Source organism: Pseudomonas umsongensis (genome assembly GCF_002236105.1).
Taxonomy (GTDB): domain Bacteria; phylum Pseudomonadota; class Gammaproteobacteria; order Pseudomonadales; family Pseudomonadaceae; genus Aquipseudomonas; species Aquipseudomonas umsongensis.
Genome location: NZ_NIWU01000001.1, coordinates 1,710,312 through 1,731,613, shown reverse-complemented (window position 1 = coordinate 1,731,613; position 21,302 = coordinate 1,710,312). Strand labels below are relative to the sequence as shown.

The window sequence follows — 21,302 nt, the reverse complement described above, 5'->3', positions numbered from 1 at the left end:
TTGATCGTTCCCACGCTCCGCGTGGGAATGCAGCCCGGGACGCTTTGCGTCCCTTCTAGAGCCGAACGCAGAGCGTCCGTTGAGGCATTCCCACGCAGAGCGTGGGAACGATCAGCGGGGGGCTGTTACTGGTGGAGATATTCCCGGGCCAACCGGCACGCCCGCTCTATCAACATCGGCGCCATTTCAATCGCCGTCGGCGTGCCCTGGCGGGTATGAATCCAGCCCAGGTACGTGGTGCCACGCAGCATCAAAAACATCGCCAGCGTCTTGCGATCCGCTTCGGTCAAGGGTTTGACCCTGTGATAACCCTCCAGCAGCGCCGCTTTGATCTGCTCATAACGCGGATCCTCCACGCAAAAATACAGCGCGGTCGCCAGCTCGAACATGTGCCAGCCAAACCCCGCGTCATCGAAGTCGATCAAGCGCAGGCGCGGGCCTTCGATCAGCAAGTTTTCCGGGACGAGGTCGGCGTGGATCATGCCGAAGTTACCCAGATAGCGGCCGTATTGACGCAGGTCCTTGCGCGCTGCACGCCGGGCTTGCAGCAACAGCTCGCGTTGCTCATCGCTCAGCTGTTGCAGCTCCCAGAAACGCCCCCAGAACGGATTGGCACCGATCAAGCCTTCCTCATCCCAGGCGTGCCGGACAAACTCGTCCGGCTGCTGCCATTCTGTCGAATGTACATGAATGCGCGCCGCAAGCGCCCCAGCTTCGGCAAACAGGAAGTCGATTTCGGTATCGGCCTGCACCCCGGCCTCTGAGGTGCCGGCCGTGGTGCCCGGCAACCAGGCGAGCATATCGACATGGCGTTCGCCGATGTCGGCATGGCTCACTTCAATCAGATGGCGCAGGTCCCGGGCGCGGATGATCTGCGGCACGGTAATCCCGGCGCTTTCCAAGGCTTCCATCCATTGCAATTCGGAACGCAACGCCGCTGCGCAATGATAGCCATTGCGATGGATGCGCAGGGCCACCCGCTGACCGTCGTGGCGGCGGGCAGAGAACACCGCGTTCTCGCGGAATTTCACCAGTTCGATGTCGCCGAAGTCGCCGTCCCAGTGTTGCAGGGCGTGGCGCGCCAGGTCGTGCAATCGGGCGACTTGCTGATCGTGGTTCAACGTGTGGAAGTCAGTCATGGCAGGGGCCTCAAATCGCGCTCAGGGCGTGGTCCAGGGTGTCGACGAACAAGTCGGCATGATCGCGGCTGAACACCAGCGGCGGGCGCAACTTGAGTATGTTGTCACCGGCGCCGATCTTGCTGATCAGCACGCCGTTCTCGCGCATGTCGTTGACCACCTTGCGCGCCTCCAGTCCGGCCGGCTCCTTGCTGGCGTGATCGCGCACCAACTCCATGGCGAAGAACAGGCCCTTGCCGCGCACGTCGCCGATGATCGAATGTTTGCCTGCCAGTACCTGCAAACGCTGCTGCACATAAGCGCCGACGTTTTGTGCGTTTTGCAGCAGCTGCTTTTGTTCAATCTCGTCCAGCACCGCCATGCCGACCGCCGCTGCTACGGGCGAGCCGCCGAAGGTGTTGAAGTACATGGCGTTGCGCCCGAACGACTCGACCAGCGCCTTGTGGGTGATCAACCCGGCCAGCGGATAGCCGTTACCCATGGGTTTGCCGAGGGTGACGATGTCCGGCACGACGCCGTGGGCCTGGTGGCCCCAGAGGTGATCGCCGGTGCGGCCGAAACCCGATTGCACTTCATCGGCGATGAACAGGCCACCGGCGGCGCGGATCAACTCGGCGGCCTTGGCAACGAAACTGGCCGGCACCCGGGGCAAGCCTTCGTTGGCGAACAAGGTGTCGATCAGTAGCGCGGCGGGGCGAATGCCCTGGGCCTGCATCGAGGCGATGGCGGCCGCGATGTTGGCCGCGTACTGCTCGGCCAGCTGCGCCTTGCTGGTGCCCACCGGTGCCCGGTACAGGCATGGAATCGGCACGGCGCGGGCATGGGCCGCGAAGGGTTCCGGCGAGGGCAGGGCGGTGGTGACCTGCGCCAGCGACGCGGAGTTACCGTGGTAGTTGTAATCGCTGACGATAATGCCGGTTCCGCCGCTGGCGTAGCGTGCCAGGCGCAGCGCCAGTTCGTTGGCCTCGGTGCCGGTGCAGGTGAACATCGCGGTATCCAGCGGTTGGCCGAAGGTCGCGGTCAAGCGTTCGGCATAGCGCACCACTTGTTCATCGAGGTAGCGGGTGTGGATGTTCAGCGTGGTGGCCTGGCGGTGCATGGCGTCGGTCACGTGAGGGTTGCAGTGGCCGACGCAAGGCACGTTGTTGTAGACGTCGAGGTAGCGGCGACCGTCGACGTCGAACAGCCACACGCCTTCGCCGCGCACCAGGTGCAAGGGCTTGTCGTAGAACAGCGGCGAGGCGCTGCCGAGTACGCGATGACGACGTTGCAGGAGAGTGTCAGGCATGGTCTGGAACCTCGATTTGGGCGGCGCGGCGAGTGCGCAGCAGGAAGTTGAAAATACACAGTGCGAAGGTCACGCCGAGGGCGATCAGCATGCTCAGGTCAAGCTGGAAGCAGGCGGCGACGACCACCAGCGTCAGGGCCAGACCCAGCCAGGCGACCAGCTTGCCGCCGATCAGGCGGAAGGGACGTGCCAGGTCGGGCTGGCTGCTCTTGATGCGCAGGTACGCGCCGAAAATGCACAGGTAGCAAACGTTGAGCAGCAGCACGACCGCGAGCATCACCGTGGCTGGATCGACTTCGGACAAGGGCAAGCCGATCGCGCCGATCAGCAGCAGTGCCGGATACGGCGTGCCGCGTTTGCCGGTCTTGCCCAGCCACTGCGGGAACAGGCCGTCGCGAGCCATCGCGAACAATTGCCGGGAGGCTGCGTACACCAGGGAGAAGAAGGTGGCGATCAAGCCGAACACGCCGCCGCAGCCAATCACCTTGGCCAGCCACGAGCCTTCACCGAATGCGCTGTTGCTGGACATCGCGGCGTACAACGGGTCGCCCGCCGAGCCCACCAGTTCCACACCACCGGCGCCCGGTGCGCAGACCAGTACCACCAGGGCTGTGACCAACAATGTGCCGATGGCCGCCAGAATGCCGCGAGGCATGCTGCGGCCGGGGTTTGCAGCTTCTTCCGCCGCCGAGCCGGTTTGCTCGACCGTGATGAACAGCCAGATCGCGAACGGCACACAGGCGAAGATGCCGCCAAGGCTGAGCGGTGCCGAGACGTTAGCCGGCAATGCCAGCAGGTTGTTCAACTCGACATGCGGCGCCATGGCCACACCGAAGGTCAACAGGGCCACGACCGCAATCACGCCGGCAATGAACGTCAGGCCCATGGCCTCACCCACCCCGCGCAGGTGAATGCCAATGATCACCGCAAACAGGGCGACCTTCACCGGCCAGCCGCCAAGACCGAATATCGACTCGGTATAGGCACAAATGAACGTTGCCGCCACCCCGGTGCCGATGGTCAAGGCCAGCGCGCACGCCACCCCGACCAGGTAACCCACGAACGGCCCAAACGCACTTTGCGCATACACGAACACACCGCCGGCGCTGGGCAACGCGGTGGACAGCTCCGCCACGCATAACGCCAGCCCACCGCACAGCAGCGCCATCAACAAGGTGGCGATCAACATGTTGAGCCAGCCACCGGCCGCCAAGCCAAAGTTCCAGCCGGAAAACTGCCCGGCCACCACCAACGCAATTCCAAGGCCGGCGATCTTTGGCCAGCCCAACGCACTTTTCTTGAGCACAGAAATCTCCCGCGACCCGAAGGTCGATTTATTGTTTTTTGGTTAGAAATGGAGGGGTTCAGCGTTGCTTTGCGCTTCGATACTACGCGCGGGGGCCGGCGCGGCATGTTTGCGTGCATGCCAGGTGGTTGGTTGTGGGTGCCAGATTGGGCGCCCACTGATCGTTCCCACGCTCTGCGTGGGAATGCCGCCAGGGACGCTCCGCGTTCCGCTTGTGGATGTGACGCAGAGCGTCACGGGATGCATTCCCACGCAGAGCGTGGGAACGATCGGTCAAAGGCTCAGATCCTGAAACTCCCCACCAACTGATTCAACCGCGCCGCCTGCTGCTCCAGCTCAGTACAAGCCCGCAACGTCGCCTGCAAGTTCTCCACGCCTTGCTGGTTCAGCGTGTTGATCCGGGTGATGTCGACATTCAAGGCTTCGACCACGGCGGTCTGTTCTTCGGTGGCGGCGGCGACGGACTGGTTGACGTTGTCGATCTCGCCGATGCGTTGGGTCACGCTGCTCAAGCGGCTGCCGGCGAGGTTGGCGATGGTGACGCTTTCTTCGCTGTGCTGTTGGCTTTCGGTCATGGTGGCGACCGAATCGCGGGCACCCACTTGCAGCTCCTCGATCATCTGCTGGATCTCCAGCGCCGAGGACTGGGTGCGACCGGCCAGGCTGCGCACCTCGTCGGCGACCACGGCAAAGCCGCGGCCGGCTTCACCGGCCCGGGCTGCTTCGATGGCGGCGTTCAGCGCCAGCAGGTTGGTCTGCTGGGAGATGCCCTTGATCACTTCGAGGATTTGCCCGATGTTCACGGTCTTGTCGTTGAGCACTTCGATGTTGGCGCACGACGTGCTGATTTTTGCCGACAGTTCGTGCATCACTTCAATGGTGCGTTGCACCACCTGGCGACCGTCCTCGGCCTGTTGTCGCGCACTGGAGGCCTGGTGCGAGGCATCGGAGGCGTTATGCGCGATCTCTTGCGCAGCGGCGCCCAACTGATTGATGGCGGCGGCGACACTGTTGGTGCGGCTTGATTGATCGTCGAAATTGCTCAGCGACGAATGGGAGGCCTCCAGCACCCGGCGGGCACCTTCGTTGACGCCCAGGGCTGCCGACGACACTTCGCGAATCGACTGGTGAATGCGCTCGACAAAGCGGTTGAACGCCGTGGCCAACTGGCCGATTTCATCCTGTGACTGTACTTGCAGGCGCCGGGTCAAATCACCCTCGCCAAGGGAGATATCCTCCATGACCCGGGTCAGCACTTGCAGCGGCCGGGTGATGCGCCGTGCCGTGTACCCGATCAGCAGGAGGCCAAGCAAGGCCGAGCCGCCACCGAGCAGCAGTTCCAACGCCGTGCTTTGCACGCCCTGGGCGTCGAGTTGTTTTTGCAGGCTGGCGACCGGTGCCAGCAATACGTCTTGGGGCACGCCGACCAGCACACCCCAGGGCGCAGCACCGGCAATCGGTGGCAGCGGTTCAAGGACGTTGATCTGCTGCGGGTCTTCAAACACCTCCGGCTGACCCTGGCGCAAGGCGTCCATCACCTGGGCATTGTCCATCGGTTGTCCGAGGCGGCTGACATCCTGGCTGTTGGCGGAGATCACGCCACGGGGGCTGACGATGCTGATCTGGCCGCGGCCATCGAATAATTGCAGCGCACTGTTCTCGCTGTTCTTTTGCAAGGCGGCGAGGTTGATGTCGAGGCCGACCACGGCGATGACTTTGCCGTTCTCCAACAGCGGGAAGGCGACGCTGGTCACCAGTTTGCGACTGCCCGATGCCTCGTCGAAGTAGGGTTCCAGCACACAGGCCTGGCGAGTGTCGCGGGCGCAGGTGTAGAAGGCGTTGTAGGGTGCGCCGCTGGGGCCTGGCTCGGTGTTGGCCAGCAGGCCTTCATCGCCGATCACCGCTTGCAGTTCGCCGGGTTTGCTTTGCACCCAGTACAGGGAGAAGCGTCCGGTTTCGTTGCTGCCCAGGTCCGGCTTGCCGGCGAAGCCCGCGTCGGCACCGTCCAGCGCATCGGGTTCAAAAATGACGTAAAGCCCGAGCAGGTCGGGCTTGTCGATCAGGGCCTGTTGAAGCTGGGTGCTCAGCTCCTGGCGCAGTTGTTGGCGGGTCAGATTGCCCTGATGCTGGAGTTGCCTGAGGTACAACAGATACCGCGACAATCCCTGGCCATATTCGTGGGTCTGCATGAAGGTGCGTTGCACTTGCATGGCCTGCACTTTACCCAGGGCCTGCATGTGTTCCCGGGCCGCGTCGGCGAGCATGTCGCTGCTGGCCCGGGCCACTTGCTGGCTGCTCTTGTGTGTCTGGTAGAGCGACAGGCCCATCAGCAAACCCACCACCAACACCAGGCAGAGGCCGGCGAGCAGGGTGATCTTGCTCTGGATCGTGAGGAATCTTCTGTGCATCGGAAAGGCCTTTTCCATGGGAAATAATAGCGCTGCGATTACGAACCTGTAGGAGCTGCCGCAGGCTGCGATCTTTTGACTTTCAAGATCAAAAGATCGCAGCCTGCGGCAGCTCCTACATCGGTTCGAGATTAGAAATTGGTGGCGAAAATCAGCTGGCTGTAGAGGTTCTTGTCGTTGTTGCCTAGCTGCGTGCCGCCTTGGTCGGCGCTCTTGTCCGGCTGGAACAGACCGACCAGCGGCATCACCGAGATGTGGTCGTTCAGGTGCCATTCGGCGTACAGGTCGACTTCGTGGCCATCGGTGTTGCCCAGGTCGCGGTCGATGGTGTCGAAGTTGAAGTACATCGCGCCGACGGTCAGGTTCTCCAGTGGCGAGACGGTGAACTTGAGTTGCTGGATGCGCGAGTTGGTGTTGAACGGGCCGGCGTAGTTGCCCGCCACTTCACCTTGGAACCAGGTGCCGAAGCCACGGCTGAAACCGTAGAACAGCGTGTCGTAGCCTTCCGAGAAACGGCTGTAGCGGTAGCCGGCATACGGCGTCCATGGCGCCTCGGAAAAGGTCCAGCCGGCTTCCAGGTACCAGGCGTCTTCGGTGGCCGTGTGGGGTTTGTCCTGCTTGGCATATTCACCGGAGAGGAACAGGTCCTTGACCCCGGCGTTGCCAGTGGCGCGCAGGCTGTAGGTCTTCATGCCATCGCGCTCGAGTTGCGCGGGGGAGGCGAACTGCTCATCGACGTCCGTGGTGTCGATGTAGGTCACGCCGACGGTACCGGCCTCGGACACGTGCTCCAGGGTGCCGACGTACATTTCGGTCTTGGCTTGCGCGCGGTTGTTGGATTTCAACCACATCAGGTCACTGCGCCAACCTTCCTTGCCGCCGATACGCAACACCGCGGTTTCGTCGAAGGCCTTGCGCGCGGCCAGCCAGTAGGCGCCACCGCGATTGAATTCGCCGTCGGCCAGGCCCTTGCCCAGATTCAGTGCATCGCCGTTGATCAGGAAACCGTCGCCGACCACGATGTTCTGGCGGCCGAAAGACAGGTCGATGCCGTCAGCACCCAGCGCGGGAAACAGATCGCTCGAGCGCCAGCCGAGGTACGCATCTTCGAACTTGGTGGTGCGCTCCGAACCGTCGGTGAAGCCAGCGGCGTCACCGTCGCCCCAAGTGCCGGAGCTGAGCATGTTCGCCGCGCCGTAAGCAGTGCCGACCCCAGCCAGGCCCTGGTCGAAGCTCAGGCCGTACTTGATGTAGCCCTCGCGCCAAGAAGACGAACCTTCGTCGAGGCGACCCGACAGGGCGTAGTTTTCCTGGCTGTGGAAAACGCCGAAAACCGCTTCCAGGGTGGCGTTCAGATGACTGTCGTCACTGGCGTAGAGTTCGTAGGCGCTCGCCTGGCCGGCACTGATCATCAGCGCCAGGGTTGAAAGGCGAAGCAAGGGGGACTTGAGCATGGTGTGGCATCCGTTCTTGTTCTTGAGCGCAGGGTTGCGGTCCTTCCAGATACTAATGCCGGGATTTTTTGCGCCTTGTTGCCTCGGTGCCAAAGAGTTGGTTGTGCTTGCCAGATTGCATGGCGAGGTGACAGTGCACACGTGGGTGCACTGATTGAGAGGGGAGTGTGGGATTGTTTCCGGTTAAAGAGAGGCGGAGCGGGACACTATCGAATTCTTCTCAGGTTCATGGCCTTCAACTTCCTGAGCATGCCCATGACATCGCGCAGGACAGGCGTCCTGTCGAACAGGGACAGCGCATGCAAGTCCGTGCGCGAGGGTCTTTGATAGCCCAGGTTCCAGGTGAAGTAGTAGGCCTGGACGTCTTTGTTCGAATGAATGAGCGTATTGAGGGCGGCGTCATAGTGCATTGGCCCGCCGTCAGGATGCCCTGGCGGGCGCTCCAGGATCTGCAGCAGGAAATCGCGCAACCGGGTAATGCATTTGCCGTTTACCGCATAGAAATGCGACAAGTGTATGGGCTGGTCGACCGCTTTCCAGGTGGGCGAGCTTGAATCGCCTTCGAACGGATGGCCAAAGTAGGCGATGTCCCACTCCATGCCTTGCAGGGATTCGATGGCCTGTTTTCCATAGTGGGAAATGCGTCTGGAAAACTGTATGTCATCCTCCAGGATCAAAATGTTTTTCACATTCAGGCGTATCGCCTCTTCCAGGATCCCCAGGTGACTCATGAAGCAGCCCCTGGCGCCGATGCTTGGAAAACCGTTGTCTTCACTGGGCGTCACCGCCTGGAAAAAGCTGACTTTTTCGTGATCAAAGGGAAAGCCGTTGCGCGCGAATTCTTGTACCGTTTCTACGCGGCGATCCTTTCTTGACGCGATGTTGATGATTCTGGCTCGATCGAAATAGTCGGTCACATTCATCCAGCAGTTCCTCAGCGCAGGTGATCGGGGCGGCTGGATTGCAGTATAGGCAGAACTTTGGATCAAGCCTGGCTATCGCTGATCGCGCCCGTGCAGCACTTTGGCAGAACCGCCAACACAACTGGCAGGCAGGGCAAAACCTGCTAGCCGGCGACCACCGACAATCGCTCTCAACCTGCCGAAGCACCAAAGCCTCGGCACTTTCAGTGTTGGCGTTCGCTTTGCCAGCGAATGCGTGGATTTTCAAGGTCGTTTCTTATGTTCACCACCCTGCGTTTGTCCCTCGTTGCTGTGTTGTCCGTCACTCTGGCGCAGGCTGCTGTTGCCGCCGATTGCGCACCGCTGCAGCAGCGTGGCGCCGAAGTGTTCGCCAATGAATGCGGGGTGTGCCATGCGGTGAGCAAAGGCACGATGGGCATGATGGGGCCGAACCTTGCAGGCGTGGTGGGGCGCAAGTCCGGCTCGCTGGAAGGCTTCAACTACTCGCAAGCCATGCGCAACAAGAACATCGACTGGCAAGCCGAGAACATCGCGCAACTGATCACGCAACCCCAGGCCTATGTGCCTGGCACCTACATGCCCTACATGGGCATGGCCTCGGCGGATGATCGCCAGGCGGTGGTGTGCTTCCTCAAAGAACAACACTAATTGACGCTTTCGCCGGCAAGCCGGCTCGTCCATCTGAATTCAAAGGTGATTTATGAGCAACGTTGAAATTCTGCCGCAGGTTGCTGCATTCCTCGATCGCCAACACGGCTGCTTTATCGATGGCCAGTGGGTGTTTGCCGAAGGTCAGACCATTGCAGTGGTCAACCCGGCCACCGGGCAAACCCTGTGCGAAACCCTCGACGCGCCCCTGGAGATCGTCGAGCGCGCCGTGCAATCGTCGCACCAGGCTTTCAAGTCGGGCGTGTGGTCGGGCCTGCGTCCAGCGGACCGCGAGCGCATCCTGCTGAACTTCACCCGCCTGGTGGAGGAGCATGCCGAAGAGCTGGCGCAGCTGGAAACCCTGAGCCAGGGCAAGTCGATCAACATGGCCCGCGCGCTGGACCTGAACGCCACGGTGGAGTTCATGCGCTACATGTCCGGCTGGGCGACCAAGATCGAAGGGCAGACCTTCGATGTGTCGATCCCGCTGCCGCCGGGTGCCAAATTCACGGCGTTCACCAAGCGTGAGCCAGTGGGGGTCGTGGTCGGCATTGTGCCGTGGAACTTCCCGCTGCTGATCGCCGCCTGGAAACTGATGCCGGCGCTGGCCACCGGTTGCACGGTGATCATCAAGCCGGCGATGGAAACCCCATTGACCGCCATGCGCCTGGCCGAGCTGGCCCTTGAAGCGGGCATTCCGGCGGGCGTGTTCAACGTGGTGACCGGCGGCGGTGCCTCGGTCGGCGGCGTGCTGACCGCGCACCCACTGGTGAGCAAGGTGTCGTTCACCGGATCCACCGCCGTGGGCAAGAGCGTCGGCGTGGCGTGCATGGAAAACATGACACGTTTTTCCCTGGAGCTGGGCGGCAAGAACCCGATGATCGTGCTCGCCGATGCCGACATCGAAAAAGCCGTGCAGGGCGCGATCCTCGGTGGCTTGCTGAACAATGGCCAGGTGTGTGCGGCGGCTTCGCGTTTCTACGTGCATCGCTCAATCCACGACAAATTCGTCGAAGCCCTGGCGGCGGCGGTCTCGGCGATGCCGATTGGCGCGGGCATGAACTGCGAGGCGGCGATCAACCCACTGGTGTCGCGCAAGCAACAGCAGAGCGTGCTCAAGCACATTGAGCTGGCCCGCCAGGAAGGTGCGCGGGTGGTGGCGGGCGGCGAGTTGCTGGAAGGCGAGGGGTTCTTTGTCCAGCCGACCATCCTCGCCGACATTGACCACAGCATGGCCGTGGCGCGCGAGGAGGTGTTCGGTCCGGTGCTGGGAGTGATGCCGTTCGACGATGAAGACGCCGTCATCGCACTGGCCAACGACAACCGCTACGGGCTGGCCGCCAGCCTGTGGACCAACGACCTGGGCAAGGCCATGAACCTGGTGCCGCGTATCGAAGCCGGTACGGTATGGGTCAATGCCCACGTATTGCTCGACCCGGCGATGCCGTTCGGTGGCGTCAAGCAGTCGGGCATGGGCCGTGAGTTTGGTCGTGCGGTGATCGAGGCCTATACCGAGCTGAAATCGGTGTGCATCGCTCACTGATCAACCCGTAGGAGCTGACGAGTGAAACGAGGCTGCGATCTTTTGATTGTTAAATGCAAAATCAAAAGATCGCAGCCTCGTTTCACTCGGCAGCTCCTACAAAGGCATTCGCGTTACGCTGTTGGCGGTTTCGCCAGTTCTATCCCGGCGGCACCCAGCCGCTTGAGAATCTCGAACAACAGCTCGCTCTTGATTGCAGTGACCATGCGCGGGCTGTTGACGTAACCGGTGACGGTCAGGGTAATGCCCTCCGGTTTGAGTTGGCTGAAGCGCACCACCGGCGCCGGTTTTTCCAGAATGGTCTCGTGCTCGCTGAAGGTCTCGTACAGCAGGTTGCGCACTTGCTCGGGGTCGATGTCCAGCGGGAACATCAGTTCAAGTGTCGCCACCCCCTGGGCGCTGCCACCCAGGGTGACGTTGCGCAGGTTCTGCGAGATCAACTGCGAGTTGGGCACGATCACGATCGAGCGGTCGGCCAGCTGTATTTCCGTGGCCCGCACGTTGATCCGGCGGATGTCGCCTTCGACCCCGCTGATGCTGATCAGGTCGCCGACTTTCACCGGGCGTTCGGTCAAGAGGATGATGCCGGAAACGAAATTCTTGACGATCTCCTGCAGGCCGAAGCCGATGCCCACTGACAGGGCGCTGACGATCCAGGCCAGGTTGGTCCATTGGACCCCCAGCGATGACAGGGTCAGCAGGAGCACCAAGGCATAGCCGATGTTGGAGAACAGCGTGCTGAGCGAGGCACACATGCCGGGGTCCATTTCGGTTTTCGGCAGGAACTCGTCGTCCAGCCAGCGCCGCAGCGAACGAATCAGGTAGAGGCCGATGACCACGGCGAGCACGGCATGCAACAGGTTGGCCGGGACGATGTTCAGTTTGCGCAGGCCGTCGCCGCCGAGCATGGCGAGGATGTTGGTGGCCAGTTGTTCGAGCGTCGAGCCGATCCCGCCCACCATCAAGGTGATCAGCGCTATCAGCAACAGTGCGGCGCGACCGGCACCGGACAGGATGACCGAAATCTGTTCCAGCCGCGTATCGCCAATGCCCAGCAGCTGCTTGAGGGTCTTGCCGGTGGAGTGGCGGGGGGAAAACAGGTGTTCGCAGCCGTCCTTGAACAGCTGGGTCAGCAAATAGAAGCCGGCGAATATGATGAAAAACCACACCAGTTCGTAGGTGATGAACCGCGAGAGCGATATGTAGCCGGTGAGCAGGGCGAGGAGGGAAATCGCGATCGCGATGCTGGCGAAGGCATAGATCATCCCGGCCAACGTCCGCCCCGCTTCGGGGGCAATGCCCGCCGCGACCATGTCCCGGCGGGTTTTGTTAACGCGCAACAGCAGCATGGCGATCATGGCCGAGACGATCAATGCGACCAGGCCACGGACCGAGATCACCAGCCCCGGGGTCATGCCAGTGACATTGGTTATCTGCGCCAGCGACACCAGCACAAGCAATGCCAGGGCCAGGCGTGTGGGGTAGGGTTTGATCGCCAGGGCGAGCGGATCGGCAAAGGCCGGCAGGCGCCATGAAGGGTGCTGCGTGGATAGCAGTGCGCGACTCAGGCCGGTAATCAGCACGCAGGTATAGACGATCTTTTCAAAATCCTGGGAAAACCCTGTGAGTTGCGGCGTCAGGGGCAGCTCGCGGGTGACGGTAAAAAACAGCAACTGCAGGGCGATCCAGGCAGACAGGATCGTGGCCACCACCGATGAAAGCGCAAGGGTGCTGCGTCGCAGGCGTCCTTCCGGCATCCGGTGAATGCACAGCCAGGTCAGCCCGCGCTCGGCCACCCTCCGACCGAAGATCCAGAAAACCAGGGCCATGACGATTAAAAAGCTGGTCAACAGGCGTTCGCCCGGTCGCCAGGTGGCGCCAAGCGTGGCGCCGATCTGTTGGAGGAATGCGTTGAATTTTTGCCGGTCATCCTCTGGCGGATTGAACAATGTTGCCCAGAACCAGGGATTGAGCACGCTTCGGGTCCGCTGGGTCACTTCGGATTCCAGCAGGCTGCGGCGAATGGCGGCAATCTGGATCAGCAATTCCGCCGCGCTGCTTTTAAGCGTTGCCAGGGATTTCAGTTTGGCGTCGACCAGGGCTTTTTGACCCGTCAGGGTGGCTCTTTGCAGGGCGATGTCGGATTTCTCGGGCGTGGCATCCGGTGGCGCGGGTCCCAGCACGCCCAATTGCGCCTGCAGCTGAGCCTGCTCGGGCAGCAGCAGCGTCGTCAGGCGATCGACCTCCTTGATGAGTGCCTGAACCAGGTCCTGCGGGCCTTCAAGCTGGCTGTAATTGCTGGCCTGTGAAACCTGCTGTTTGAAACTGCTGAGTTGGCCCAGCAACGCCTCCAGCTCGCTGTCGGAAACGCTGGCGGACGGGAGGGGCTGGGCGGTGACGGGGGCATCGGACATGGGCGCCGCCGACAGCCATCCGACGCTCGGCCCCAGCAGCGCGAAAGCGATGAGGATCACTAGCTTCAATGCATAACGCATGGGCGTGCTCGACTGGTTGATAGTCATTGCGCCTATGAGGTTAGGTCATGATGGGGGCAATCGAGCTTTTTTTGGACGGATGTGCCTGGCGCCTTCATATGTAGGCGCGAGGCGACCATGAATAAGGTCAACGAGTTAAAACTGCCCGATCAACGGCGTCATGGCCTACGCTTGTTGGCAGGCCGGATGTCGTCGCGCAGGCGTTTACTGCACATGTGCAAATGGCACCCATAAAAACAAGGTACTCAGGAGGTGCGCATGTCCGCTTTGATCCGTAGCTTCAGCCGTAGTCTGTTGGTCGGCATTACCGCTGCCACGCTTTGCTCCCCGGCCTTCGCGCTGGATACCGTCAAGTTCATGGCCCCCGGTTCGGTGGGTGGCGGCTATGACCAGACGGCTCGGGTGCTCGGCAAAGCCCTGATTGAGGCCAATGCGGCCAAATCCGTCACCTTTGAGAACAAGGGTGGCGCGGGCGGTACGCTAGGGCTGGCGCAGTTTGCCAACAGCACCAAGGGCGACCCGAATGCGTTGCTGGTGGTCGGGGCGATCATGGTTGCGGGCATTGAACAGAACAAACCGCAAATCAGCTTGAAAGACGTGACGCCGATTGCCCGCCTGTTTACCGAATACAACGTGATCGCGGTGCGCAAGGACTCGCCGTACAAGACCCTCGATGACCTGATCAAGGACTTCAAGGCCAAGTCCACCAGCGTTACCTTTGGCGGTGGCTCTAAAGGCTCGATCGACCATATCGGCATTGCTGAACTGGCCGGCAAGCTGGATGTGCCGGTCAACAAGGTGAATTACATCGCTACCGGTGGTGGCGGTGAAATCGTTGCCCAGGCCCTGGGCGGCCAGATCAAGGTGATCACCGGCGGTTACGCCGAACTGGGTCAATACATCAAGAATGGCCAGTTCCGCGTGCTCGCCATCGGTGCCCCTGAGCGCGTGCCCGGGATCGATGCCCCCACCCTCAAGGAAAGTGGCTACGACGTGGTTATCGGCAACTGGCGTGGTGTCTATGGCGCCGCGGGCCTCACGCCCGAGCAGCGCAAGGAAGTGACTGACGCGGTGGTGGCCGCTTCCCGGAGCAAAGTCTGGCAGGACAACATCAAGACCAATGCCTGGACGCCGAGCGTGCTAACCGGTGACGATTTCGGCAAATTCGTCGAGGAAGAACACGTGCGGTTGCGCGCCATGTTGGTCAAGGTCGGGTTGCTTTGAAATGGCCGGTGCGCGCGCTGTCGTACCGACCCAGTTGGCCATTGGCGTTGGCTTGATTGTGCTCAGCGTCGTGTTGGCGGTGGGCGCCTGGCGCTTTCCGCCGGAGATGGGCTTCGTGATACTGCCGGCCTATGTCTACCCCTGGGTGGTCGCGGGTTTTCTGGGGGCGGTGGGCGTGTTGTTGAGTTATCAGGCGGTGAGTGGCGGTTTTCGCGAACTGGATAACGAACAGACCCACACCGTGGCGGGCGGCAAGGCCGGCGCGGCCTGGGTCACCGCAGGCTTGATCGGTGTGGCCGTGCTCATCAACCTCATCGGCTTCGTGCTGGCGGCGGGCTTGCTGTTTGCCTGTTCGGCGCGGGGCTTTGGCAGTCGTCATCCGCTGCGCGACCTGGCCATCGGCATGGCCCTGACCCTGCCGATCTATTGGTTGTTCAATGCCGGGCTGGGCGTCTCCCTGCCGCCGCTGGTCAACGCCTGGATCTGATCCAAGGAGATCGACAGCATGGACATTCTCGCCAACCTGGCGATGGGTTTTTCCGCAGCGCTGACGCCGATCAATTTGCTGTGGGGCTTTATCGGCTGCCTGCTGGGCACCGCCATTGGCGTATTGCCGGGCATCGGGCCGGCGCTGACGGTGGCCTTATTGTTGCCGATCACCGCCAAGGTCGACCCCACGGGCGCCCTGATCATGTTCGCCGGGATCTACTACGGCGCGCAGTTCGGCGGTTCCACCACCTCGATCCTGCTCAATACGCCCGGTGAGTCCTCGTCCATGGTCACGGCGCTGGAAGGCAACCTCATGGCGCGCAATGGCCGGGCAGGGCCGGCGCTGGCCACGGCGGCGATCGGTTCGTTCGTGGCCGGCACCATTGCCACCGTCCTGCTGACCCTGTTCGCACCGGTGGTGGCCAGGTTGGCGCTGAATTTCGGGCCGGCGGAATATTTCGCGATCCTGGTGCTGTCCTTCACCACGGTGTCGGCGGTCCTCGGCGCCTCCATGCTGCGTGGCTTTGCGTCACTGGGGATCGGATTGACCATCGGCCTGATCGGCCTCGATTCGACGTCGGGCATTGCCCGCTACACCCTTGGCGTACCCGAACTGGTGGATGGCATCGAGGTGGTGCTGGTGGCGGTCGGTTTGTTCGCGGTCGGCGAAGCCCTGTACAGCCTGCTTTATCAAACCGAGCAGACGGAGGGACGGCATCGCCTGACGTCGTTGTGGATGACCCGCGCCGACTGGAAACGCTCGGTGCCTGCATGGCTGCGGGGCACGCTGATCGGTTTCCCGTTCGGCTCGATTCCCGCTGGCGGCGCAGAGATCCCGACCTTTCTGTCCTATTCCACCGAACGCAAGCTGAGCAAATACCCGAAAGAGTTTTCGGCCAACAAAGGCGAGGGCGCCATCGAGGGGGTGGCCGGCCCGGAAGCCGCCAACAATGCGAGTGCCACCGGCTCGTTGGTGCCATTGCTGACCCTGGGCATCCCGACGTCCGCCACGGCGGCGATCCTGTTGGCGGCGTTCCAGAACTACAACCTGCAACCTGGGCCGATGCTCTTCGAGACCTCCGCCGACCTGGTCTGGACCCTGGTGGCTTCGCTCTACATCGGCAACGTCATCTTGCTGATATTGAACCTGCCGTTGGTGGGCCTGTGGGTCAAGCTGCTGCAGATCCCCCGGCCTTACCTCAACGCCGGGATCCTGGTGTTCGCCACCATCGGCGTCTACGGCATGCGCCATTCTTCCTTCGACCTGCTGCTGATGCTGGCCATCGGTTGGGCTGGGGTGCTGATGCGGCGCTTCGACTTCCCGGTGGCGCCGGTGATTGTCGGCATGCTGCTCGGCCCGATGGCCGAGAAACAGTTGCGCAACGCCTTGTCGATCAGTGAGGGCGACTGGACGATTTTCCTGACCCAGCCCATCTCGGCGGCGTTCATGGCCCTGACGTTGTTGGTGCTGGTGGTGCCACCGCTGTTGCATGCACGTGGTATCAAGTTGCATGAGGATGACTGAGATGTCGGTCCCCTGTAGGAGCGAGCATGCTCGCGAAAAACTCAAGAGCGCCACGGGGTGCCAGGCTTCCCGCGTCATCGTTGACGACCATCGTCGGAACGCCGCCCGGAGCATGCTCGCTCCCTACAAACAGGGGATCAGGCCAGCATGGACATCAGGGCACCCTGGCGGTCCAGTTTGGCCAGGTCGTCGAAGCCGCCGATGTGCGTGTCGCCGAAGAAAATCTGCGGCACGCTGCGCCGGCCGCTGCGACTGAGCATTTCTTCGAGTTTGCCGGGCGTGCGCTGAACGTCGATCTCCTGCGGTGTCACGCCTTTGCCGGCCAGTAACGCCTTGGCGCTGCGGCAGTACGGGCAGGTGTCGGTGGTGTACAGGGTTACCGTCTTCATGAAATTTTTCCTCTGCAGCAGAGTGGTTCAGGCGTCGATAGCCGGAAAGTCGATCTCGGTCAGGGCGACGTTGTTCAGGTAGTTGGTCAGCGTCTGCGAAGCGACATGGGCGACCACTTCGACGATTTTCGCGTCATCGATGCCAGCGGCGCGGGCCGCGGCAATTTGCTCGCTGCCCAAGTGGCCACGACTTTCGGTGATTTGCCGGGCGAGCAACGCGTAGGCATCGAGCTGGCCTTCACGGGCACTGAGTATCTCCTCGCTGGAAAGCCCCGCCTTACCGGCAAACAGCGTGTGCGCCGCGAGGCAGTAGTCGCAGCCGTTGACCTGGGAGGTGGCGAGGAAAATCGCTTCCTTCTGTTTGGCGCTCAAGGACGTCTTCGTCAATGCCGCCGAGTTCTGCAGGTAGGAGGCCAGTACCGCGGGGGCGTGGGCCAGGACCCGGAACACGTTGGGCAGGAAGCCGATTTTCTTCTGTACGCCGTCGAGCAATGGGCGGGAGTTCTCGGCGGCGTGTTCGAGGCTGACAGGGTTGATGCGTGGCATGGTGATTCTCCGTGGTTGATGCGCGACAAGCGCTGGGTACGGAGTGGATGCTAATGATTCGGGCTGGCCTATTGGGTGCAAATCGTCGACGATATGCGACAGATCGTCCAGAACTGCTGCCGGGGGCCTTCATGGATCGCCTGTCCACCTTGCTTGCGCATTTCGGTGTCAATGCCGGGACCTTTCACAGCGGTGCGTTTTGCGGCACGACAGCGTTCGATGGCCGCCAGGCCTGCGGTCATTTGCATTTGCTCCAGGCGGGCGAGTTGTCCCTCAGGCTCGCGGATGACCGTGAGCTGCACATCACCGAGCCGACGCTGATGTTTTTCCCCCGGCCGTATCGCCACCGCCTGCTTGCCCCACAGGACGGCGATACGCAACTGGTATGCGCGACCCTGGACTTCGACGGCGGCGCGGGTAACGCCCTCGCCACGGCGCTGCCGGATTACCTGGTGCTGAAACTGGATGAAATCCCGGCCCTGGCCAACACGTTGCAATGGTTGTTCAACGAAGCCTTCGACGGTACCTGCGGTCGCGAGGCGGTGATGGATCGGCTGTTCGAGCTGGTGGTGATCCTGTTGTTGCGGCACATCCTGAGCAGTCGCAATCAGCAGCCCGGCATGATGGCCGGTCTTGCCGATCCTCGCCTGGCGCGGCCCTTGAACCTCATGCACGAGACGCCCGGCAAGGCCTGGAGCGTGGCCGAACTGTCGGTGGCGGCCAACATGTCCCGGGCCAGTTTCGCCGAGCACTTCAAACGGGTGGTCGGGCAGGCCCCAGTGGATTATCTGGTGAGCTGGCGTATTAGCCTGGCGCAAAAGCGCCTGCGTGAAGGCAAGCCCATTGCCTTGATCGCCGAAGAGGTCGGGTATGAAAGCCCTTCGGCACTGGCCCGGGCTTTTCGTCGCAAGACCGGGGTCAGTCCCCGGCAATGGCGAGGATAACGGCACAGGGCTCGGCGCATGTTGGTCGACTCACTGGCGGGCCACGGCTGCTGTGCTAGCGTCTTGAGGGGAATTTCTCGTTTGCGAGCGTCCCGTCGTGTCTACGTCGTACAGACCATGGGGAGTCAACCAATAACATGCAGGATGCGCGCCCAAACCCGACGCTGGATCTGGAGTATTGTGTCGAACGTCCGATATTCACGGACTTCCTGCAGCACGCTGGACGAACGCCCGATGCCGTGGCGGTGGTTTCGCATGACACCACGTTCAGTTACGGCGAACTCGAAGCGATAAGCCAGCGCCTTGCCTGCTTTCTGCTGGAACAGGGCGCGAGCGCATCCGATCGGGTCGTGATCGTCTCCAGTCGCTGTGCCGGCCTGGTCTACGCCATGCTCGGTGCCTCACGGGCCGGCTTGACGTTCACCGTGGCCGATATGGCCTATCCCCGTGCGCGCATCGAACAGATCATCCAGGCGCTCAAGCCGACCTTTGTCCTGGTCTGCGGCGAGGCCACCTATGAGCCAGATCCCCAACGCGGGTCCGTCGTACGCGTGGTCGACATACCGGAAATGCCCACCGACGCGCTCAAGGCGTTCGCCGTCGAGCCAAAGGCCTTGCCCGAGGTAAACCCTGGAGACCCGGCCTATATCACCTTCACTTCGGGCAGTACCGGTGAGCCGAAAGGCATCGTCACCCATCACTCGCCCCTGGTTCATTTCATCGAATGGCATAGCCAACGTCACTCATTGACCAGGGACAGTTGTTTTTCCCTGCTGTCGGGGCTGGGCCACGACCCGGTCTACAGGGATGTGTTCACGCCGCTCTCCATTGGCGCAAAAGTCATCATCCCGGCCCAGTCGACCGTGATCGATCCAGCCGCCTTGGCGAGGTGGATACACCAGCATGGGATCACCGTCATTCACCTCACGCCGCCCTTGGGCAAACTCATTGAAACCGGCGCGAAAATCAGTGGCTTGCAGTTCAACGCGCTGCGCTATCTGTTTTGGGGTGGCGATGCCTTGAGCAGCACCCTTTACGAGCAAATACGCGCCATCGCGCCCAACGCCGTCAGCGTCAACTTCTACGGCACGACCGAAACGCCGCAGGCGATGGCTTACCATCAACTCGATCCTGCGCTCGACAATGCCAAAATCCCTCTGGGCAAAGGAATCGAGGGCGCGCAACTGTTGCTGGTCAATGAAGCCAATCAATTGGTCGGCGAAGGCCAGGTCGGGGAAATCCTGATCCGCAGCCCGTATCTGTCCCTGGGGTACTACGGCGACGCAGCACTCACCCGGGAAAAATTCGTGGTCAACCCCTTCACCCATGCCGAGGGTGATATCTGCTATCGGACCGGCGACCTGGGCACTTACCTGGCCGATGGCAGTGTCATGTTCCGCGGGCGCGGCGATAGCCAGGTGAAGATTCGCGGCCATCGCATCGAGCTGGCCGAAATCGAAGCGTCGATCTCAAGGCATCCGCGGATCAAACAGTGCGTGGTGCTGGCCAACAACGACCGTTCGAACGTGAAACTGGTGGCCTGTTGCGTTTGCGCCAAGCCTGTTGCATCGGCTGAGCTGCGTGAACAGGTGGGGCAGCAGTTGCCGGACTACATGGTGCCGGCCTTGTTCGTGTTCGTGGAGGCGATTCCACTGACGCCGAACGGCAAAATCGACAAGCGGGCGTTGCAAGCGCTTGTCGATAAACAGGCGGCACCGGTCAATAGCAGCCAAGACCTGTCGCCGCTGGCGCTCAAGTTGAGCCAGGCATGGGCGGAAATTCTTGAAGTGCCGCGCATCGATCCAGCGTTGACGTTCGTGGAGCTGGGCGGGGACTCACTCTCGTTCGTTCAGGCGTCAATGGTGCTGGAAGAGCTTATCGGTCATCTGCCCGATCAATGGGAAATGATCCCGGTAGTCGAGTTGTGTGAACTGGCCAGCGACACCAAGGCCTCGAGGTTTTCGATACGGGCAATGGAAGTGCCGGTGTTTTTACGCGTGGTTTCCATCGTGTTGATTGTGATGGGGCATTTCCAGGTCGTTGAACATTGGCCGATGTTCGGCGAAACAATGGCCTTGTTCCTGGTTTCCGGGCTCAGCCTGGCAAGGTTTCAATTCAAGGCCATCAAGGAGTCCGGCAGCGTGCGCACGCTGGTCAAGTCCGTTGCCAGTATCGCGGTGCCCACGATCCTGTACACGGTGTTGGTGCAGGTGCTGTTCGATAAGGTGCATTGGCAATCCTTGCTGCTGATTTCCAATTGGTATTCGCCGAACCTGATCGGCAACTTCGTCTATTGGTACATCGAAGTATTGGTGCAGATGCTGCTGATCATCGGGTTCGTCCTGTCGTTCGAGCGCGTCAGGAACATCATCAGTGCCGACCCGTTTCGCTGTTTCGTCATTGCGACTTGCGTGTTGGCGGTGGCTGACGTGCTGATCAGTCGCTATGTGTTCGATGCAAGCGCGCTGTTCAATCGGGTGCCACAGCATTACCTGGCGATCATGGTGCTCGGAATGGCCATTCACAGTGCCAATTCGACTACCCAGAAGTGGATCGTCACGCTGGTTGCCATCGTGGTGGTAGGTTGGCAGGACATGCAGGCAATGCTGGGGTTTGGACCCCTCGCTGCCGACGTCTGGAGCCATATCGATATCGCCGTGCCTGCCGCTCTCCTGGTGATCTGGGTCCGCTCCATTCCCGTGCCCGGCCTGATGGCGAGGGGCATGGCATTGATTGCCTCCTCGACACTGTATATCTACCTGACGCACTTCCAGTTCCTGTCGGTGGCCCGGCGCATCGGCGATTATCCGCTGCTCGGGGTGGTTTTCGCCGTCGTCGGTGGTGTCGTGGTGGCTTATGCCTGGAACAAGGTCGTGCGCTGGGTATTGATGCGTGGCAACTTTGATGCCAAGAAACGTCGCGCGGATAAAGTCGAGCGGGTGGCGTGAGGGTTCCGTAAACTGGCGGCGCAACAGGCGTTG

The 21,302-nt window shown here is 61.6% G+C and carries 15 protein-coding genes and 2 pseudogenes; 7 read left to right on the top strand and 10 right to left on the bottom strand.

The genetic code is table 11. The annotated features are described in order from the left end of the window. Window positions 1-125: 125 nt before the first annotated feature. The 7 genes and pseudogenes from PSUM_RS07650 to PSUM_RS07625 form a co-directional block, all read right to left on the bottom strand. Window positions 126-1,139, bottom strand: coding sequence for a phosphotransferase enzyme family protein (locus PSUM_RS07650; protein ID WP_020801261.1), 1,014 nt, complete (start codon window positions 1,137-1,139; stop codon window positions 126-128). A 10-nt stretch (window positions 1,140-1,149) separates the two neighbouring features. Next, window positions 1,150-2,427 carry an aspartate aminotransferase family protein gene (locus PSUM_RS07645; protein WP_083349307.1) on the bottom strand — a complete coding sequence of 426 codons (1,278 nt, stop codon included), beginning with the start codon at window positions 2,425-2,427 and terminating at the stop codon, window positions 1,150-1,152. Beyond that, window positions 2,420-3,733 carry an amino acid permease gene (locus tag PSUM_RS07640; protein ID WP_020801259.1) on the bottom strand — a complete coding sequence of 438 codons (1,314 nt, stop codon included), beginning with the start codon at window positions 3,731-3,733 and terminating at the stop codon, window positions 2,420-2,422. The genes PSUM_RS07645 and PSUM_RS07640 overlap by 8 nt, the downstream gene beginning before the upstream one ends. A gap of 281 nt (window positions 3,734-4,014) precedes the next feature. Beyond that, window positions 4,015-4,614, bottom strand: a pseudogene (locus PSUM_RS32590) (methyl-accepting chemotaxis protein); the annotation flags it as partial. Window positions 4,615-4,869: 255 nt separating this feature from the next. Then, window positions 4,870-5,922: pseudogene (locus PSUM_RS32585) on the bottom strand (methyl-accepting chemotaxis protein); the annotation flags it as partial. Between the two features lie 350 nt (window positions 5,923-6,272). Continuing rightward, window positions 6,273-7,595: an alginate export family protein gene (locus PSUM_RS07630; RefSeq protein WP_020797715.1), complete on the bottom strand. Its 1,323-nt coding sequence runs from the start codon at window positions 7,593-7,595 to the stop codon at window positions 6,273-6,275. A 206-nt stretch (window positions 7,596-7,801) separates the two neighbouring features. Then, complete coding sequence (locus PSUM_RS07625; RefSeq protein ID WP_020797716.1) at window positions 7,802-8,518, bottom strand: glycosyltransferase family 25 protein; 717 nt, start codon at window positions 8,516-8,518, stop codon at window positions 7,802-7,804. Between the two features lie 258 nt (window positions 8,519-8,776). Between PSUM_RS07625 and PSUM_RS07620 the strand changes: the two genes are divergently transcribed. After that, complete coding sequence (locus tag PSUM_RS07620) at window positions 8,777-9,166, top strand: c-type cytochrome (RefSeq protein WP_020797717.1); 390 nt, start codon at window positions 8,777-8,779, stop codon at window positions 9,164-9,166. Window positions 9,167-9,218: 52 nt separating this feature from the next. Further along, a complete protein-coding gene (locus PSUM_RS07615) occupies window positions 9,219-10,709 on the top strand; it encodes an aldehyde dehydrogenase family protein (protein ID WP_020797718.1) in 1,491 nt (496 codons plus the stop codon). A gap of 113 nt (window positions 10,710-10,822) precedes the next feature. Here the strand turns inward: PSUM_RS07615 and PSUM_RS07610 are convergent, their stop codons facing one another. Further along, on the bottom strand, window positions 10,823-13,204 hold the full coding sequence (locus PSUM_RS07610) for a DUF3772 domain-containing protein (RefSeq protein WP_033042502.1): 2,382 nt from the start codon (window positions 13,202-13,204) through the stop codon (window positions 10,823-10,825). 258 nt (window positions 13,205-13,462) lie between these two features. Between PSUM_RS07610 and PSUM_RS07605 the strand changes: the two genes are divergently transcribed. From PSUM_RS07605 to PSUM_RS07595, 3 genes are read left to right on the top strand one after another with little or no spacing between them, the layout of a single operon-like run. Further along, window positions 13,463-14,428, top strand: a complete 966-nt coding sequence (locus tag PSUM_RS07605; RefSeq protein WP_083349306.1) for a Bug family tripartite tricarboxylate transporter substrate binding protein — start codon at window positions 13,463-13,465, stop codon at window positions 14,426-14,428. Window position 14,429: 1 nt separating this feature from the next. Beyond that, the gene (locus PSUM_RS07600; protein WP_033042504.1) at window positions 14,430-14,915 is read left to right on the top strand and encodes a tripartite tricarboxylate transporter TctB family protein; all 486 of its coding nucleotides are present in this window, start codon (window positions 14,430-14,432) and stop codon (window positions 14,913-14,915) included. Window positions 14,916-14,933: 18 nt separating this feature from the next. Beyond that, the gene (locus PSUM_RS07595; RefSeq protein WP_020797722.1) at window positions 14,934-16,442 is read left to right on the top strand and encodes a tripartite tricarboxylate transporter permease; all 1,509 of its coding nucleotides are present in this window, start codon (window positions 14,934-14,936) and stop codon (window positions 16,440-16,442) included. Window positions 16,443-16,579: 137 nt separating this feature from the next. Here the strand turns inward: PSUM_RS07595 and grxC are convergent, their stop codons facing one another. Both grxC and PSUM_RS07585 read right to left on the bottom strand, forming a co-directional pair. Beyond that, complete coding sequence (grxC, locus tag PSUM_RS07590; protein ID WP_020797723.1) at window positions 16,580-16,831, bottom strand: glutaredoxin 3; 252 nt, start codon at window positions 16,829-16,831, stop codon at window positions 16,580-16,582. Window positions 16,832-16,858: 27 nt separating this feature from the next. After that, window positions 16,859-17,377 (bottom strand): carboxymuconolactone decarboxylase family protein, encoded by a 519-nt coding sequence (locus tag PSUM_RS07585; protein ID WP_020797724.1) that lies wholly within the window; start codon window positions 17,375-17,377, stop codon window positions 16,859-16,861. A gap of 131 nt (window positions 17,378-17,508) precedes the next feature. Between PSUM_RS07585 and PSUM_RS07580 the strand changes: the two genes are divergently transcribed. Together PSUM_RS07580 and PSUM_RS07575 are read left to right on the top strand one after the other, a co-directional pair. Then, window positions 17,509-18,321, top strand: coding sequence for an AraC family transcriptional regulator (locus tag PSUM_RS07580; protein WP_033044523.1), 813 nt, complete (start codon window positions 17,509-17,511; stop codon window positions 18,319-18,321). A gap of 137 nt (window positions 18,322-18,458) precedes the next feature. Continuing rightward, window positions 18,459-21,269, top strand: coding sequence for an amino acid adenylation domain-containing protein (locus PSUM_RS07575; protein WP_083349305.1), 2,811 nt, complete (start codon window positions 18,459-18,461; stop codon window positions 21,267-21,269). The last annotated feature ends 33 nt before the right edge of the window (window positions 21,270-21,302 follow it).